Here is a 14,756-nt window from a genome sequence, read left to right as displayed (position 1 = left end):
TTTAATTTATTTAAGTATTTGAAAATTAATTAGTTACTAAAAAGGTTCGGTTTTTAGTTTAAACTCTGGCATAAACATTAAAACATGTATTATGCAGACTGGAAATCCTACTACAATACTTTTTATTACCGGTGCATTTGTAAGCCATAGATGCTGGGATGAATGGAAAGTCTTTTTTGAAAGCAAAGGCTTTAGAACTCTCGCTCCGGCGTGGCCGTATAAAGATGCTCCCGCGACTGTTTTACGCGATCGTCATCCAGACCCTCAGATTGCGAGTCTGCGTTTAACGCAATTAATTGAATATTTTGAGGATGTTGCTAAAAACCTTCCTCAAAAACCTATTATTATTGGTCACTCTATCGGAGGACTTACCGCACAGATACTCCTTCAGCGTAATTTAGCGTCGGCTGCAATTGCCATTCATTCCGTTCCTCCTCAAGGTATCATGACTTTTAAATTTTCATTTTTAAAAGCAGGCTGGGGGCCGCTTGGCTTTTTTACCTCTGCAAAAAAAACTTTCTTAATGAGTTTTAGTCAGTGGCAGTATGCGTTTACAAACGGAATGCCTGAAGAGTGGCAGGAAAAAGCTTATTGTGATTCTGTTATTCCCGAATCTAAATTAATCGTTCGCGATACCGTAACATCTTCCGCAAAGTTAGATTTTCACGCCCCGCACGAACCATTACTTCTTATTGCCGGCTCAACAGATCACACTATTCCGGAATCGCTCAATTATTCCAACTACAAAAAATATACTCATAAAAATTCGATTACGGATTTTAAGGTTTTCCCCGAAAGAAATCATTTTGTTTTAAATCAGCCCGGCTGGCAGGAAATTGCTGTCTATATACAAGAATGGATTGCAAAACTGCCCGAATAATATTTATAATGACCAATTATTTATTAACCAATTAAATTAAAAATTATGAAAAAGAATGTATTAAAAACCGCCTTTTTAAACTTTAAAATTAGTGCAGCCCATTTATTGACCTTTGTACTTCTGTCGTTAACTCTAATTTCCTGTACTAAAAAAACAGAAGAAACTTCCGTAACAGAATCAAAACCTGCAGCATTAACTGAAACGGCTCAGGCCACACCAGCAAATCCTCCTGCGAATTTTAAACATGCTACTGCTGAGGTAAACGGAATCAAAATGCATTACGTTATCGGCGGTAAAGGAGATCCGCTGGTCTTAGTACACGGATTTGGCCAGAACTGGTACATGTGGAATCGTTTATTACCAGAATTATCAAAACATTTTACTGTAATTGCTCCGGATTTAAGAGGTGTTGGCGAATCTGATAAGCCGGAAAGCGGATACGACAAAAAAACTATGGCATCAGATATTCACGAACTGGTAAATCAGCTTGGATACAAAAATATCAATCTGGCAGGTCACGATATCGGGCTTATGGTTGCTTATGCTTATGCCGCACAATACGGAGACGGTGTAAAAAAAATAGCTTTAATGGATGCGCTTTTGCCTGGAGTCGAGCCAGTTTGGTCTAATGTGAAGGCATCGGCATGGTGGTTTGGATTTTTTGGATGGCCTGCTTCCGGAGATATCGTAAAAGGAAAAGAAAAAGAATTCTTAACTAATTTCTGGCCGGTAGTAGGACACGTAAAAGATCCTTTTACTGCGGAAGAAACTACAGAATTTATTAGAGCTTATGCTGTTGAAGGCGGAACAACCGCTGCATTTAAATGGTTTGGAGCATTTGATCAGGATGGTAAAGACAATGTTATTTTCATGAAGAAAAAACTAAAAATGCCATTATTAGCAATGGGGGGAGAATACTTTGCAGCAGCTTTCCTTAAAGACCACTCTAAATTAGTTGCTGAAAATGTTTCTGAATCTAAAATTGCTGGTTCTGGCCACTGGCTTGTTCAGGAAAATACAGCACAGGTGCAAAAAGATTTACTAGCCTTTTTCCTGGCTAAATAACTAAGATCATGAAAAAACTATTGTTATCATCGCTCCTTTTTGCCGGATTTATTTCTCTGGCACAACAAAAAGCAGATTTGATTATCTATAATGGAAAAATTGCAACTATGCAGAAACAAGGGGAGTTTGTTCAGGCAATTGCAATGAAAGACGGAATTATTCTGGACACCGGAACAGAGGAAACAATATTCTCATCGTATAAATCGGGAGAGACAAAATTAATCGATGCCAAAGGGAAAACAGTAATTCCGGGACTTAATGACAGTCATATGCACGTTATTCGTGAAGGATTAAACTATAATTCTGAGCTGCGATGGGACGGTGTAAAAACCCTAAAACGTGCTATGGAAATGCTGAAAGAACAAGCAGCAAGAACTCCGGATGGTGTTTGGATCAAAGTAATTGGTGGCTGGAACGAATTTCAGTTTGAAGAAAAAAGACAGCCAACAATTGATGAAATAAATGCTGCCGTACCTGATAAACCTGTATTTATTACCTATTTGTACGGAAAAGCTTTCCTGAATAAAAAAGGGATCGAAGTTTTGGGCTATACAAAAGATACTAAATACGAAGGAAGTATTCTGGAACAGGATAATAAAGGAAATTTAACCGGTTTAATGTATGCTAAAGAAACGCCAAAAGCGATTTACATGACTTTGGCACTTACAACAAAACTAACTCCCGAAGAACGTTTGAACAGTTCGATACAGTATAATCATGAACTCAACCGCTTTGGACTTACAAGTATCATTGATGCTGCCGGCGGAAGTCAAAACTTTCCTGCAGACTACGTTACTTCTCTTGAACTGGCAAAACAAAATAAACTGAGTCTTAGAATTTCCTATTACTTATTTGCACAGCAAAAAGGCAGAGAATTACAGGATTATGAGAAATGGGTTGCAGAAACTCAAATCAATAAAAATGATAACCTGATTGTGGCAAATGGTTATGTTGAAGAAGGAGCCGGAGAAAATATCGTGGCTTCGGCCGCTGATTTCGAAAACTTCCTGGAACCCAGAATCGTATTATCTGATGAAATGGAAAAAGATCTCGAACCGATTATTCGATTATTAGCTAAAAACAAATGGCCTTTCAGACTTCATGCAACTTACGGCGAATCTATCGACAGAATGCTGAATGTTTTTGAAAAAGTAAACAAGGAAATTCCGTTTAACGGATTACGCTGGTTTTTTGATCATGCAGAAACCATTACACCACCAGAATTAGAACGTGTCAAAAAATTAGGAGGCGGTATTGCAGTACAGTTTAGAATGTATTACCAGGGTGAATTATATAATAAATTGTACGGAGCTCCAAAAAAGCAGCTTCCTCCAATAAAAAAAATGCTCGAAATGGGTATTCCGGTTGGAGCAGGAACAGATGCTACCCGAATTTCAACATTCAATCCGTGGATGTCATTGCACTGGCTGCTGACAGGAAAAACAATTGGCGGTATGCAGTTCTGGCCTAAAGACCAGACTTTAGACAAATTCACCGCTTTACAATTATATACTTCTGGAAGCGCCTGGTTCTCCGGCGAAGAAAAAGACAAAGGAAAATTAATAAAAGGAATGTACGCCGATATGGCGATTTTATCAGACGATTATTTTTCAGTTAAACCGGATGATGTTCGTAAAATCGAATCGGTACTGACAGTTGTTAATGGTAAAATTGTTTTCGCTTCCGCAGAATATAAAGAACTAAATCCGCAGATTCCTGCGGTAATCCCGGATTGGTCTCCTGTAAAATATTTTGGAGGGTATCAAAAATAGAAATCAAATACCATCATCAGATTGATGTAAAAATATAAACCATGAAAAATATAAACCATCTTTTAGTACAGTTGTTTTGTGTATTTGCATTTTTCGCAGTACAAAGCACGTCCGCACAAATGCCTATGCCGCCCGAAGTTCCAATTTGGGATGCCAATAAAGTAACCTTACAGTTGCATAAAATAGCTGAAAATGTTTATGCCGTATCGCCATCAACAACCGAAACCGAAACTACAAAAGGAATTCCGCAGGCTACTTCTGCGGGGTTTATTGTAGGAGATAAAGGAGTTTTGTTGATCGAAACCATGTTAAGCAAAAGGTTGTACGACCAATTGTATAAATTAATTCGTTCTGTTACCCCAAAACCTATTGTTTATGCTGTAAATACAAGTGATCACGGAGATCATTGTTTTGGAAATTATCTGCTTCCAAAAGAAACCATTTTAATACAAAACGAATTCTGCAAAGAAAACCTTGCAAAGAATTATGAAGGAATTAAACAATTTATGATCATGCTTTTTGGAAAAGACCGCGGGATAGAGCAAAGTGTATATCGTCCCGCTGATCTTACTATTTCGGTAAATCAAAGCCTAAAACTTGATTTGGGCGGCGGCAAAATTGTAGAAATCATCAATGTAGGAACGGCACAGTCTCCGGCAGATCTTTTTGTATATCTGAAATCGGCTTCCGGAAATGTATTGTGGGCAGGAAATCCTTTTATTGCCGAAAGCCCGGCTATTCCGTGGCTGTTTGACGGTTATTTTTTAGAACCGGTTCAAAACCTGAACAAAATTTACAATATGATTTCGGATAAAGATATTGTAGTGCCCGGACACGGACGCATTACCAATAAAGCCGGAATTAAATACACGATCGATTATGTAACCGTTTTGCAGGCCAATGTTGAAAATGCTGTGAAAAAAGGACTCACTTTAGACGAAACCAAAGCTGCTGTAACCATGAAGGAATTCGACAAAGGCTATGAACTTTTTAACTGGCTGCATTTTAATTTCAATATTCCCAATGCATACAAGGATATCAAACAAAACGAAACTAAATAAACAGTAAATCAGATAGTAATCTTAAAATTTGATTGATGAGAAACAAGATATTATTACTGGTTTTGTTGATTTCAATATCAGGATCTGCACAACGTTATCCTGATTTTAAATCACTCCGGTTTGATGAAAATTATAGTTTTCTGGAGAATGATACCGTAAGCAATGATTGGTATAAAACAATGAAATTCCTGCCTGTTTCTTCTTCTAAAAAAGTCTATATCAGTTTTGGGGGCGATATACGGTTTCAGTATTTCTATGCTAAAAATGAAAATTGGGGAGACGGACCGCAGGATAACGATGGTTATGTTTTAGGCAGATATTTGTTTCACGCCGATTTTCATGCGGGAAAGTACTTCAGGACTTTTGTTCAGGTCCAGAGCAGTGCGGCAGACGGACGAATTGATCCGAATCCTGTGGAACAAAATCCGCTTGAAATACATCAGGCATTTGCTGATTTCAAGATGATAGACGAAGACAGTAAAAGACTTATTTTAAGAGTAGGAAGGCAGGAACTCTCTTACGGATCACAACGTTTGGTAGCCGTCAGGGAAGGGCCTAATAACAGACAGTCTTTTGATGGAGTTAAAGCAATTGTAAGCAGGGAAAATTTTACAACTGATTTGTTTTATACCCATTACGTAGTGGCACATGATGGTATTTTTGACGATCAATCGAATAAAGACAGACAGCTGTGGGGAAGTTATTTTGTCTTTACTAAAATACCAATTGTCAAAAATATCGATGTGTATTATTTGGGTTATCAGAGAGCGAATGCAGCTTTTAATGATGCGGGAGGAAAAGAAAAACGACATTCATTAGGAACCCGTATTTGGGGAAAGACAAAAAATTGGCGTTATGATGGTGAAGCCATTTTCCAGTTTGGAGATGTAGCAGAAAAAAGTATTAATGCCTGGACAGCTTCCATTAATGGGGGATACCGCTTTAATGAGGTAAAGTTTCGTCCGGAAATAGGCTTTAAAACCGAAGTAATAAGTGGAGACAAAAAGGAAGGCGATTCAAGTCTGCAGACTTTTAATCCGCTTTTTCCAAGAGGCGCTTATTTTGGACTGGCATCGGTAATCGGACCTTCCAATTTGATTGATTTTCATCCTTCTTTGAGTTTTGAAATTGCCAAAAATGTAGATTGGATTATTGATTATGATATGTTTTGGAGGTATAGCGGCTACGACGGGATTTATGCTCCCAATACATCATTAATTTATCCGGGAGATACGACAAGAGAAAAGAAAATAGGAAATCAGCTGGAAAGCGAAATTGTATGGGAACCCAATCAATATCTTTATTTCAGACTCGAAGCAACCTGGTTTAAAGCAGAAGATTATATCAAAGCATCCGGAACTGGTAAAAATATATTCTTTACCGGAGTTACCATGCAGCTTCATTTTTAGGATCTAAAGCAAATTACAATTAAAATGGATTATTATGAAAGGACTTATAATGGTATCAAAAGTAAAATTAATAACAGTAATGCTGTTGCTTAATTTTCCAGTACACGCACAAGAATATTCTGAACAAGAACTTCAGACAAAACAAACGGCAGATAAATTTTTTGAATATGTTGGCGCCAAAAATCCGGACAAGATAGCCTCAATGGTCTCAGAAAATGTAGACTGGTACATTTTTGAATCTAAATACATGCCATGGACAGGACATCGTTCTAAACGTGCAGAGATTGCAGCGTTATTCAAAACGCTGTTCAGTTATTTTGTTGATGGAAGTGAAAAACTAGAAGTCCAGTCCTTTTTACTGCAAGGAAATGAAGTAGCCGTATTTGGAACTATCCAGAGAACGGTTAAAAAAACAGGTAAACATTTCAAGATGCCGCTGGCAATTCATATTACAGTAGAAAACAATCTGGTTTCCAAATTTTCATTGTACGAAGAAACATTAATTATTGAAAAAGCGCTGAAATAAAATAAAAGTAAGATGAAGGACAGAAGAACATTTATTAAGCACGCAGGTCTGGCAGGTCTGGCAGGCTTGCTGCCTGTAAACATATTGCCAGCAAGCGATCTCAAAATAGAGAAACCAGTAACAGATACAGGTCTGGATGGAAAGTGGGCTGACGGATCACGTTTGTTGGTGTCAGTTTCGATGCAGTTTGAAGCAGGTGGACAGCCTGTAAATGCCGAGAGTCCGTTTCCGCAAAATATGCAGAAAGGCTTTATTGATCTTCCCGGTGAATCTTGGTACCAGTACGGATATAAGGAAGGAATTCCCAGAATGCTGGACAACTGGGATAAATTTGGAATCAAAGTTACCTCGCATATGGTGGGATCAGCAGTATTAAAAAATCCCGAACTTGCCAAAGAGATTGTAGCGAGAGGACACGAAGCAGCCGCTCACGGAATGGACTGGGCAACACAATATTCTATGCCATACGAAACCGAAAAAAAGTTTATAAAGGATGGTGCAGACGCAATTAAAAAAATAACCGGTTTTGAACCTGTGGGTTATAATGCCAATTGGCTCAGACGTGGTACCAATACATTGGAAATTTTGCAGGAATTGGGTTTTAAATATCATATTGATGATTTAAGCCGCGATGAACCGTTTTTAATAAAAGTAAAAGGAAATGATTTTGCTGTGGTTCCTTACACCATTCGCTGTAACGATATTGTATTAATTGAGGGAAAGAATTTTAGTGCAGACCAGTTTGCCCGTCAGGTTATAATGGAATTTGACCAGCTCTACAAAGAGTCTGAAAAAAAGCGCAGACAGCTGTCCATCAGTTTTCACGATCGTATTGGGGGAACTCCGCAAATGGTGGCAGCAACGACAGAAATTATCACTTATATACAACGCCATAAAGGCGTTAGTTTTAGGCGAAAAGATGAAATTGCCCAAATAGCTTACGAGGATAAAAGCATCATCCGTGAATGATTCTGCTAAAGGCGGTTATTAGTTGGTTCCAAAAGCAAAATTAAAAGTATTCCCTATTAAAAATAATAATTAAGATGAAGTATCAGAAATTATTTCAACAGTACGATTTAAACGGAATTCAACTAGAAAACCGTTTTTTAATGGCTCCAATGACGCGTTCAAGAGCTTCGCAGCCCGGAGATATCCCCAATGCTTTAATGGCCGAATATTATGCACAAAGAAGTTCGGCTGGCATTATAATTACAGAAGCTGCCCAGATTTCTTTGCAGGGAAAAGGCTATGCCGGAACACCTGGAATTTATAGTGCAGAACAAATTGAAGGCTGGAAATTAATCACAGATGCAGTTCATAAAAAAGGAAGCAGAATATTTCTTCAATTATGGCATGTTGGGAGAGTCAGCAGTTCAAAAGTTAACGGTTTGAAGCCTTTGGCTCCTTCGGCATTAACAGCTCAAAATACAAGCGTTTATATTTTTGACGGCGCTCCAAATGGAGATGCGACTTTTATTCCCGCAGAAGCCCCCAGAGAAATGACCAAAACCGATATAGATACCGTAATTAAACAATTTGTAAGAGGTGCAGAAAATGCCCTTGAAGCGGGTTTTGACGGTGTTGAAATTCATGGTGCAAACGGTTACTTAATTGATCAGTTTTTAAGAAGCAACAGCAATAAAAGAACAGATGAGTACGGAGGCACAATGGAAAACAGAATTCGCCTGCTGATTGAAATCTCAGCTGCAGTTGCAAATACAATAGGAAAAGAAAAAACAGGAATAAGAATTTCACCCTTTATAAGTTTTAAGGACATGAATGATCCCGAAATTTTGGAAACCATAATGCTTGCTGCTGCCGAATTAAACAAGCTTGATGTAGCCTATATCCATCTTTGTGAGGCTGATTGGGATGATGCGCCTCAAATTCCAATTGATTTTAGAGTTAAACTTAGGAATCTGTTTAAAAATACCATCATTGCAACAGGTAACAAAACTCCCGGCGAAGGTGAAAATTTACTTGAAGATAATTTAGTTGATTTAATTGGCTTTGGACGAAATTTTTTAGCCAATCCTGATTATCCTCTTAGAGTAAAACAGAATTTAGGCTTAAACAAGATTTCAGATAATCATACTTTATTTGGAGGAGGCGAAGCGCGAGGTTATACTGATTATCCCTTTTTTTGAATTTAATAAGACCAAAATCGAAAAGATGCAACAGCTAATCTAACGAGTACAGTCACAAATAGGTGCGTTCAGGATTTGGTAATGTAAAGTTAAGTTTTAAATAAGAATGTTCTTCAAAGTTATGCTTAGATCAGGGTAAATATGAAAATTATTATCTACTAGTATTTGCTCTCGATTATTTATGGCACAAAAAATAAAGCCTTCGGTCATTATACCAAAGGCTTTATCTTTTAATTTAGAGGAAAAGATCTAGTTAAAATATTCTGTAATGTATGCAGTCAGATTTTCATCACTCATTTTGTTAGAGGTGCTTTCGCTGGATACTGCATTTTTATACTGTGGGGATTCAGCCAAAAATTTAATAAATTGTTCTTGACTTTGTCCCGTTCCTGTAATGTGAATTTGATCAATGTTAGGCATCTTGCCCGCAATTTCCTTGAAAAATTTTTGCGTTAAGCTGATTTCCTGATTATTTGAATTTTTTTCATTTGAATTATTATCTGGTCCTGCATTTTTTACATGTCCCAGTACAATAAACTCTCCATTATCAACATTTTCTTTACCTACGACTATTGCGTTGTGTGAATCCATCCAAACTCCAAACGACTTTTTGTTTTTATCTGACATAATTTTATATTTTACTAAAGATAACCTTCTGAAAGTCATTACTATGAAAATTGGGTAAAGATTATGATTTTAAAGGCTTTTAATTTTAAAATTAGCTCTTGATCTATAATTTTTCATATTGATTCCTTGAGAGCCCCGACGAAACGTTCCTGTGCAACAACTTGTCTGAATTGAAAGGAGTTATATTCTGTTTGTCTTTTCATAAACTGAAGGATCATGCTTTTTTACTTTTATTTTCACATATTTTGATGCCGGCATATTACTTTCCCTGACCACGTTATTTACAGAAACTAAAACATTTGTTTCGGGAAAATAGGTAACGGTATTTCGTTCCGGTATTTGATAAGAAACGATAACAAATAAAGGTGCAATTCTTTCAATACCATCATCATAGTTAAATAAATCTACTTTTTCACCAGCTTTTAATCCTGCTTTATCGATATCTTTTTGATTCATAAAAATAACTCTCCGTTCATTTTTGATGCCTCGATATCGATCGTCCATGCCATAAATCGTGGTGTTGAACTGGTCGTGCGTGCGCGTTGTAGCCATCATGTATTCATCTGGTCCAAGTTCATTCTTCGGAATTTCAGTTATCGTAAACGAGGCTCTGTCAGCTGATTCTTTAGCTTTAAATTCCCCGTGACGAGGCGCATTTGGAAGATAAAACCCACCTTTTTCCCTGACCCTTCTATTGTAATTTTCAAAACCTGGAATACAATTTTCTATGGCTTCTCTCACGTCATCATAGCTGTCATGATATCGCTTCCAGTCAATCACTGACTTTTCTCCCAGCGTAGCCATAGCCATACGGCAGACAATTTGCATTTCGTTTATAAATTGATCTGATATAGGTGTAAGAACCCCTTTTGAAGACTGTACCACACCCATAGAATTTTCGGTACTGATAATCTGTACTTCATTATTTATAACATCCATATCACTTCGAGAAAGAGTAGGAAGTATAAGAGATTCTTTTCCATGTATCAGATGTCCTCTGTTGAGTTTTGTTGATACGCATACCAGCAGTTTTAATTTTCTGAATGCTTCCGCGGTGTAAGTGGTATCTGGTGCTGCAGACAGAAAATTTCCTCCCATGCAAAAAAGAAATTTCACCTTCTCCTCGTGTATTGCTTTTATAGTTTCCACAACATCATAGCCGTGAGTTCTGGGTGGATTAAAACCGAAATAAGCCTGCAGTCGGTCTAATTGTTCATTGGTAGGCTTTTCATCAATAAGCATCGTTCTGTTGCCCTGAACGTTACTGTGCCCGCGTACAGGACATACACCAGCACCCGGTTTTCCAATACTTCCTTTAATCAGTAAAATATTAACGATCTCTCTGATCATGTCTACACCATTGGGCTGCTGCGTAAGGCCCATTCCCCAACAGACAATAATTCTCTTTTTAAAAGCTATAATTTCTGCAGCTTCAATAATTAAATTTTTAGGAACACCGGAAAGAAATGCGAGCTGATCTAAATCTAAATTTTCAAATTGTTTCTCAAAACTTTCAAAACCGGTTGTCTTGTTTTTGATGAATTCCTGATCAAAAACTTCACCCGGGTTTTTCTTTTCCAATTCAATTAATAATAGTTCAATGGCTTTTAGTAATGCCATATCGCCGTTTATTTTTATCGGAAGGAAAAGATCAGCAAGTTTTCCGCCTGAACCTAGAATTCCTTTTATCGCCTGCGGATTATGAAATCCCATTAAACCAGCTTCAGGCAGCGGATTGACAGCAATGATTTTTGCTCCGTTTTTTTTGCCTTTTTCTAAAGCGCTCAGCATTCGGGGGGCATTAGTTCCGGGATTTTGTCCGATTATGACAATGACATCCGTATCATAAAAATCTTCTAAAGTCACCGTTCCTTTCCCGATGCCGATTGTGGTTTTCAAAGCAGTTCCGGAGGTTTCATGACACATATTAGAACAATCCGGCATGTTGTTAGTTCCGAATTCTTTTGCAAAAAGCTGATAAAGAAAAGAAGCCTCATTACTGGTTCTTCCCGAAGTATAAAAAGCGGCTTCATCAGGAGATTCCAGTGCATTTAAGTGAGAAGCAATTTTTGCAAAAGCATCATCCCAGCTGATAGGCTGATAATGTGTTCCTCCAACTGGTAAATACATCGGCTCCGTGAGCCTTCCCATTTTTCCAATTTGGTAATCGTCTAATTTTGAAAGACTGTAAACAGCGTTTGCTTTAAAGAAATCAGCAGTAACTTTTTTAGTTGTAGCTTCTTCAGCTAAAGCTTTGGCCCCGTTTTCACAATATTCGCCCAAAGGAGATCGATCATCATCAGGATCTGGCCACGCACAGCTAGAGCAGTCAAAACCACCTTTTTGATTCATCTTAAACAAAGCTTTGCCGCCTCTGAGAACTGCTTTGTCTTCAATAAGATCACTTACTGCGGCCATGACAGCGGGAACGCCGGCAGCCCATTTTTCTACTTTTGTTAATTTAAGTTTTGAAAGCTGGTATGGATTTTCCGCGTCAGGTAATTTACTGGCCAAATTATCTGTGTTTCGTTCTTGATCTTCCTTCATTGCATTTTTTATTTAATTGGTAGTGCATGATGCTATATCATAAAATTATTTAACCGGTAGTAATTACAGTTTGATCTGATGTACTGTATACGTTTAATCTGTTTTCTTTCAGAAATCCCAAAAGCGTAATATTAAATTCTTTTGCAAGTTCTACCGCAAGACTAGACGGAGCACCAATGGAAGCAATAACAGAAATTCCTGCCATTGCAGCTTTTTGAATTAATTCAAAACTTGCTCTTCCGCTCAGAAGTAAAATATGCTCCTTTAAGGGCAGCGATTTGTTCATCAGCGATTGCCCTATTAATTTGTCTAAGGCATTGTGCCTTCCTACATCTTCAGTTAAAAGAATCAAATTGCCCTGAATATCAAAAAGCCCTGATGCATGAATACCCCCGGTTGAAGCAAAGTCACTTTGAGCTGTTCTTAATTTTTGAGGAAGCGTGTAAAATACAGTGACATCAATTGTACGTGCTGGTTTTACTAAATTCCCAAACGGACTCACTGTTTTTATAGATTGAATCGAACTTTTACCGCAGACACCACAGCTGGAGGTAGTGTAGAAATTCCGATCAGTCTGCATTAAATTGGGACTGAAATTTTCAGTAAGGTCCACCTGAACAATGTTTTGTTTCTTTGACATACAATTCATTTCTACCGGATAGGCCCGTTCTACATCTTCAAAAGAACCAATAATTCCTTCTGTAAATAAAAAACCAACTGCCAGTTCTCTATCATTGCCCGGAGTTCGCATGGTTACTGAAATATTCTTTTGAATTCTCTCTGTTCGGGAACCATAAGATATTCTGATCTCAAGAGGTTCTTCGATTGAAAGGGTATCTGAAAAAGAAGAGATTTCAGTACCATTTATCCTTTGGATGTTTACGTTTTTAATGGAAACTAATTCCGAATAATTTATTTCCATGAGGATGTAATTGAGATTGCTACGTAAATTTAATTAAAAATATAATCATAAAATATACCTTTACACATTATTAACGGACTGATATTAGATTTTTATTCTGCTTGCCGGCATAATGTTATTTTACAATTTCGCTCATCAGCTGCAGTAAATCTTCCGGACCACCGTTAAATTTTCTGCCATTAACAAATAGGGAAGGAGTACCGTTTACACCGCTCATTATTCCGCTTTCAAAATCGGAATCTATTTTAGCCGCAACTTCTGGTTTTTTGATATCGGTATTAAATTGCTGACTGTCAATTTCTAGTTTTTCTGCTAATTCCAATAAAAAAGGTTCGCTTAAATATTGCTGATTTTCATAAATAGCATCGTGCATTTCCCAAAATTTTCCCTGAAGTGCAGCCGCTTCTGCAACTATTGCTGCCGGACGCGCGTACTGATGCATTTCTGATAATGGAAAGTTTCTAAAAACAAATTGTATCTGTTTTCCGTATTTGTTCATGATTTCTTTAAGAACCGGATAAGCCGCACCGCAATACGGACATTGATAATCTCCATATTCAACAATTACGATATCTGCATCTTTTTTTCCTTGTGTATGGTCAGTTGTACTAACCGCTGGTTTTAGTGACATAATTAGTTCGTTTTAAGTGTTTCTAAAGCTTCTAATATTCCATCTGCTCCCGGATTTACTGCTGTCGGAGAGAGGTAATTCCATTGTATGATTCCGTTTTTATCAATTACAAAAAGCGCACGGCTGCATTGGCCTTCACTTTCATTGTAAACTCCGTATTTTTTGGAGATTTCTCCTTTAGGTTCGAAATCAGCCAATAAAGGAAAATGCAGATTTCTGGATTGAGAAAAAGCAGTGTGGCACCATTTACTGTCTACGGAAATACCGAATATTTCAGCATCGTATTTTTTAAAATATTTCATTGTCTCATTATAAAGTGCCATTTGGTCGCTGCAGACCGGACTCCAGTCTGCAGGATAAAAAGCTAAAATCACATTTTACCTTTAAATTCTGATAAAGTGATTTTTTGATCGGGTGTTGCAAATAATGTAAAATCTGGCGCAACTTCATTTTTTTTCAGCATAAGATTTATTTTTTAAGGTTAAAGTTTTTGATTGGTAACAGCAAGGAACAGATTACTAATGCTATTGCAGGCAGGCTCAGGGTCCAGTTTCCTAATCGAGGAAGTACAAAAGGAGAAGTAAAAGCTCCGGATATAAAACCTATCCACAAGAGGGATAAACGCATAGCATTTATTTTATACTGTTTTTTATCGGTTTGGTCACCGCTCATGCTAAGCATGGCTATGCTTCTGGACAGACTATTCAACGTTCCGGTAACGAAATCTGTATTTATATTTTGGTTGCCTACCGAAGTTACGATCGTATTCATAACTCCTGTTGAAAAACCTATTACAGCGATCGACAATACAATGCTTATATTGTAATATTGTGCTACTCCGGTATAAATAAGCAGTATTCCTGAAACAATGTAAAAAGGCAGTGTCTGAGTTTTAGAATTTTTCCACAGCGATAAGCATGTACCTGCATAAATTCCGAGCATAAAACAGGCAATTACAGCAAATGTTGTAATCATTACCACCAATTTACCACTAGAAAGGGCGACTCCTAATTGTGTTGTATTCCCACTCATAAAAGAAACGTAAATTTTCCATTTTAAAATTCCGACAGCATCCAGATATCCGGCGATGAAAGCAAGGAATACTGCTAGTTTCTCCTGTGTCCTGATTTGATCAGGTGTGATTGTAAATTCTGTTTGGGAAAACAAAA

At 37.5% G+C, this 14,756-nt stretch carries 14 protein-coding genes; 8 read left to right on the top strand and 6 right to left on the bottom strand.

What is annotated here, in order from left to right; translation table 11 throughout:
* Positions 1-91: 91 nt before the first annotated feature.
* The 8 genes from GJU43_RS13200 (at position 92) to GJU43_RS13165 (ending at position 8,860) form a co-directional block, all read left to right on the top strand.
* Positions 92-880 carry an alpha/beta hydrolase gene (locus tag GJU43_RS13200; RefSeq protein ID WP_154341222.1) on the top strand — a complete coding sequence of 263 codons (789 nt, stop codon included), beginning with the start codon at positions 92-94 and terminating at the stop codon, positions 878-880.
* Positions 881-925: 45 nt separating this feature from the next.
* Complete coding sequence (locus GJU43_RS13195) at positions 926-1,945, top strand: alpha/beta fold hydrolase (RefSeq protein ID WP_154341221.1); 1,020 nt, start codon at positions 926-928, stop codon at positions 1,943-1,945.
* A gap of 8 nt (positions 1,946-1,953) precedes the next feature.
* Complete coding sequence (locus GJU43_RS13190; protein ID WP_154341220.1) at positions 1,954-3,717, top strand: amidohydrolase; 1,764 nt, start codon at positions 1,954-1,956, stop codon at positions 3,715-3,717.
* 41 nt (positions 3,718-3,758) lie between these two features.
* Positions 3,759-4,778 (top strand): MBL fold metallo-hydrolase, encoded by a 1,020-nt coding sequence (locus tag GJU43_RS13185; protein ID WP_154341219.1) that lies wholly within the window; start codon positions 3,759-3,761, stop codon positions 4,776-4,778.
* A gap of 35 nt (positions 4,779-4,813) precedes the next feature.
* Positions 4,814-6,187, top strand: a complete 1,374-nt coding sequence (locus GJU43_RS13180) for an alginate export family protein (RefSeq protein WP_154341218.1) — start codon at positions 4,814-4,816, stop codon at positions 6,185-6,187.
* Positions 6,188-6,221: 34 nt separating this feature from the next.
* Complete coding sequence (locus GJU43_RS13175) at positions 6,222-6,713, top strand: nuclear transport factor 2 family protein (protein WP_154341217.1); 492 nt, start codon at positions 6,222-6,224, stop codon at positions 6,711-6,713.
* A gap of 12 nt (positions 6,714-6,725) precedes the next feature.
* Positions 6,726-7,682 (top strand): polysaccharide deacetylase family protein, encoded by a 957-nt coding sequence (locus tag GJU43_RS13170; RefSeq protein ID WP_154341216.1) that lies wholly within the window; start codon positions 6,726-6,728, stop codon positions 7,680-7,682.
* A 74-nt stretch (positions 7,683-7,756) separates the two neighbouring features.
* Positions 7,757-8,860 carry an alkene reductase gene (locus tag GJU43_RS13165; protein ID WP_154341215.1) on the top strand — a complete coding sequence of 368 codons (1,104 nt, stop codon included), beginning with the start codon at positions 7,757-7,759 and terminating at the stop codon, positions 8,858-8,860.
* Positions 8,861-9,109: 249 nt separating this feature from the next.
* On the opposite strand, the gene GJU43_RS13160 is transcribed toward GJU43_RS13165, so the two are convergent.
* The 6 genes from GJU43_RS13160 to GJU43_RS13135 form a co-directional block, all read right to left on the bottom strand.
* Entirely contained in the window at positions 9,110-9,487 is a 378-nt protein-coding gene (locus GJU43_RS13160; protein WP_154341214.1) for a hypothetical protein, read from the bottom strand.
* Between the two features lie 180 nt (positions 9,488-9,667).
* Positions 9,668-12,034 (bottom strand): FdhF/YdeP family oxidoreductase, encoded by a 2,367-nt coding sequence (locus tag GJU43_RS13155; protein WP_154341213.1) that lies wholly within the window; start codon positions 12,032-12,034, stop codon positions 9,668-9,670.
* Between the two features lie 49 nt (positions 12,035-12,083).
* Positions 12,084-12,956, bottom strand: coding sequence for a formate dehydrogenase accessory sulfurtransferase FdhD (gene fdhD / locus GJU43_RS13150; protein WP_154341212.1), 873 nt, complete (start codon positions 12,954-12,956; stop codon positions 12,084-12,086).
* Positions 12,957-13,071: 115 nt separating this feature from the next.
* Positions 13,072-13,587: a thioredoxin domain-containing protein gene (locus GJU43_RS13145; protein ID WP_154341211.1), complete on the bottom strand. Its 516-nt coding sequence runs from the start codon at positions 13,585-13,587 to the stop codon at positions 13,072-13,074.
* 2 nt (positions 13,588-13,589) lie between these two features.
* Positions 13,590-13,961: a redoxin domain-containing protein gene (locus GJU43_RS13140; RefSeq protein ID WP_370455619.1), complete on the bottom strand. Its 372-nt coding sequence runs from the start codon at positions 13,959-13,961 to the stop codon at positions 13,590-13,592.
* Positions 13,962-14,055: 94 nt separating this feature from the next.
* Positions 14,056-14,754, bottom strand: coding sequence for a YoaK family protein (locus GJU43_RS13135; RefSeq protein ID WP_154341210.1), 699 nt, complete (start codon positions 14,752-14,754; stop codon positions 14,056-14,058).
* Positions 14,755-14,756 lie beyond the last annotated feature (2 nt).

This window comes from Flavobacterium sp. LC2016-23, from assembly GCF_009674775.1.
Classification (GTDB): Bacteria; Bacteroidota; Bacteroidia; order Flavobacteriales; family Flavobacteriaceae; genus Flavobacterium.
Note: the sequence above shows the minus strand (reverse complement) of the source record. Positions and strands in the feature narration are given on the sequence as shown.